Here is a 2,866-nt window from a genome sequence, read left to right as displayed (position 1 = left end):
CCTCAAGGGGACATTGCTGCGAGGTTGCTTCGTGTTGAGGTTTTCCTAATTGGCTTTGTTGGGTGTCTTTGATGAAAATATGTTTTCATTTTGATAACCCTCAAGGGGACATGGTTATGGGGTTTCTCTTTGGTTCTCGATACTAAATTGCAGAAAAAAGCAATTTCACTCGAACTGACATGTATTAGAGGAAAAGACAAAAGGCAAAGTGAAACACCCATAAAGAGTGATGCTCGGTATCTTTGATGGTGCTATGTTTTTTTTGAAAAACACCCCTAAAGTCCCCTCAAGGGGACATTGCTGCGAGGTTGCTTCGTGTTGAGGTTTTCCTAATTGGCTTTGTTGGGTGTCTTTGATGAAAATATGTTTTCATTTTGATAACTCTCAAGGGGACATGGTTATGGGGTTTCTCTTTGGTTCTCGATACTAAATTGCAGAACAAATTGCAATTTCACTCGAACTGACATGTATTAGGGGAAAAGACAAAAGCAGGTAAGGCAAAAGCAGATAAGGCAAAAGTTGAAAGTTAAAAGGTAAAAAGATTTCTCGACAGGCTGGAAATGACAATTTCACTAAAAACTAAAAACTAAAAACTAAAAACTAAACTACCTATTTCTAGTATCACTTTCTACAACACCATCCCGTAAACGAATCACGCGATGTGCATGCGCTGCAATTTCTTCTTCGTGTGTAACCATAATAACCGTGTTTCCTGCTTTGTGGATTTCGTCAAATAAACCCATTATTTCTAATCCGGTTTTAGAGTCTAAGTTTCCTGTTGGCTCATCGGCAAGAATAATAGATGGATTGTTTACTAAAGCTCTACCAACGGCAACACGCTGGCGTTGCCCACCAGAAAGTTGATTAGGTCTGTGGTCCATTCTATCTGCTAAGCCTACGTTTGTTAAAACTTCGGCAGCACGTGCATGACGTTCTGATTTGGATTTCCCTGCATAAACCATTGGTAGCGCCACATTGTCTAAAGCTGTGGTTCTTGGTAATAGGTTAAAGGTTTGAAAAACGAAGCCAATTTCTTTATTACGAATATCTGCAAGTTGGTCGTCGGACATCTGACTAACATCTTGTCCGTTTAACAAGTAGCTTCCAGAAGTTGGTGTGTCTAAGCAGCCTAAAAGATTCATTAATGTAGATTTTCCGGAACCAGAAGGTCCCATAATTGCTACATAATCGCCACGTTCTATATTTAAATCTATTCCTTTTAAAACATGAACTGTTTCTGTGCCTAGTTTAAAATCGCGAATAATATTTTTAATTTCAATAACGTTACTCATCTTTTATTTTTTGTTGCTACAAGTTAAAATATATATATAAATGTAAGACGCATTTTAACAAAAGTTGTTACACTCTAATTGTAAAATGTTCTTTTACTTGTTCTTTACGGAAAAATACGATTCCCCAGAAAAAGGTATCTACGGTTACTGTAACTTGTGGATGGTTTTTAATTTCTTGCCAAGCTGCTGCCATTGGTGCGGACCAATGGATATCATCAAAAATGAGTACCGAATCATTATGAACGTTGTTGCACAAAATTTCAAAATAGTTTAAAGTCGCTTCTTTTTGATGGTTTCCGTCGATGTAAATAAGATCGAAGTTTGTGTTTTTTAGTGTCTTTAATTCCGTTTTAAAATCGTTAATTCTAAGGTCTATGTTTTTAAAATGGAAAGCTTCCAATTGCTGTTTTGCTGTTTTAGCGGTTTCTGGGCAGCCTTCCATAGTTGTTGTGTTTCCGTTTTTATTTCCTAAATGCAATGCGGCAGTCGCTAAACCTAGAGAAGTACCAAGTTCGAGGCTGTTTTTTATTTGGAAATAATTTGTGACTCGGTAGAGTAGTTGTGCTCTTTTTTTTGGTATTCCTGCTGTTTTTGCAATTTTAGAAACTTGTCTTTCGTTGGATTTAAAAATGCGACTTCCAGCGCCAAAATCGGTTACCGATATTGTTGTGTGGTTTTGGTATAGTTTTTCTCGGTACTGTTTTAATATAGTATAATCTTTATGTTTTGTCTTGTCATAAAAACATTTGGTTATTAAATCATATACAAACGGAGAATGCACACCATGTTGGTTGGTGGATTTTTTTAAGAATTTAAAGTATTGTTTGACTTGGTATAGCATGGTTTAAGGCAAAAAGTGAAAAGTGAAAAGTGAAAAGATAAAAAAAAGTTGAAAGTTAAAAAGTTAAAAGGTGAATAAAGATTTCTCGACAAGCTCGAAATGACCTCTGTTTTTAAATTATAGTTGGTTCTCGATACTAAATTGCATAGAAAAAATGCAATTTCACTCGAACTGACATTGGTTTCCGTTATTAATCATCATTGTTCAGTCTTCAATCTTTAGTGTTCCGTTATCCGTAATTTGTTAAAAAAAAGATTTCTTGGCAAGCTCGAAATGACAATTTTTGCTAAAAGCTAAAAGCTAAAAGCTAAAAGCTAAAAGCTAAAAGCTATTCCGAGAATGAACCCCAAATCACAAAACTCCTTCCCTTTTTTCAAGGGAAGGTGGATTTGATTTCCGTAAAAGAAATCAAAGATGGAAGGGTTTTAGTATTGGTTCTCGATACAAAATTGCATAAAAAAAATGCAATTTCACTCGAACTGACAAAATCACTCGAAATGACAATTTTTGCTAAAAGCTAAAAGCTAAAAGCTAAAAGCTAAAAGCTAAAAGCTAAAAACTAAAAGCTAAAAGCTATTCCGTGAATGAACCCCAAATCACAAAACTCCTTCCCTTTTTTCAAGGGAAGGTGGATTTGATTTCCGTAAAAGAAATCAAAGACGGAAGGGTTTTAGCATTGGTTCTCGATACAAAATTGCATAAAAAAAATGCAATTTCACTCGAACTGACAAAA

Annotated in this window: 2 protein-coding genes; both read right to left on the bottom strand. The window is 35.4% G+C overall.

Features of this window, described 5'->3' with window-relative positions; all coding sequences use genetic code 11:
* Positions 1-605: 605 nt before the first annotated feature.
* Positions 606-1,292, bottom strand: a complete 687-nt coding sequence (locus ACVCXO_RS02910) for an ABC transporter ATP-binding protein (protein WP_452228098.1) — start codon at positions 1,290-1,292, stop codon at positions 606-608.
* A gap of 67 nt (positions 1,293-1,359) precedes the next feature.
* Complete coding sequence (locus tag ACVCXO_RS02905; RefSeq protein WP_452228097.1) at positions 1,360-2,133, bottom strand: O-methyltransferase; 774 nt, start codon at positions 2,131-2,133, stop codon at positions 1,360-1,362.
* Between the last annotated feature and the right edge of the window lie 733 nt (positions 2,134-2,866).

Source organism: Lacinutrix sp. MEBiC02404, from assembly GCF_053601575.1.
The sequence above is the reverse complement of the archived record's forward strand: the minus strand, read 5'-3'. Positions and strand labels throughout refer to the sequence as shown.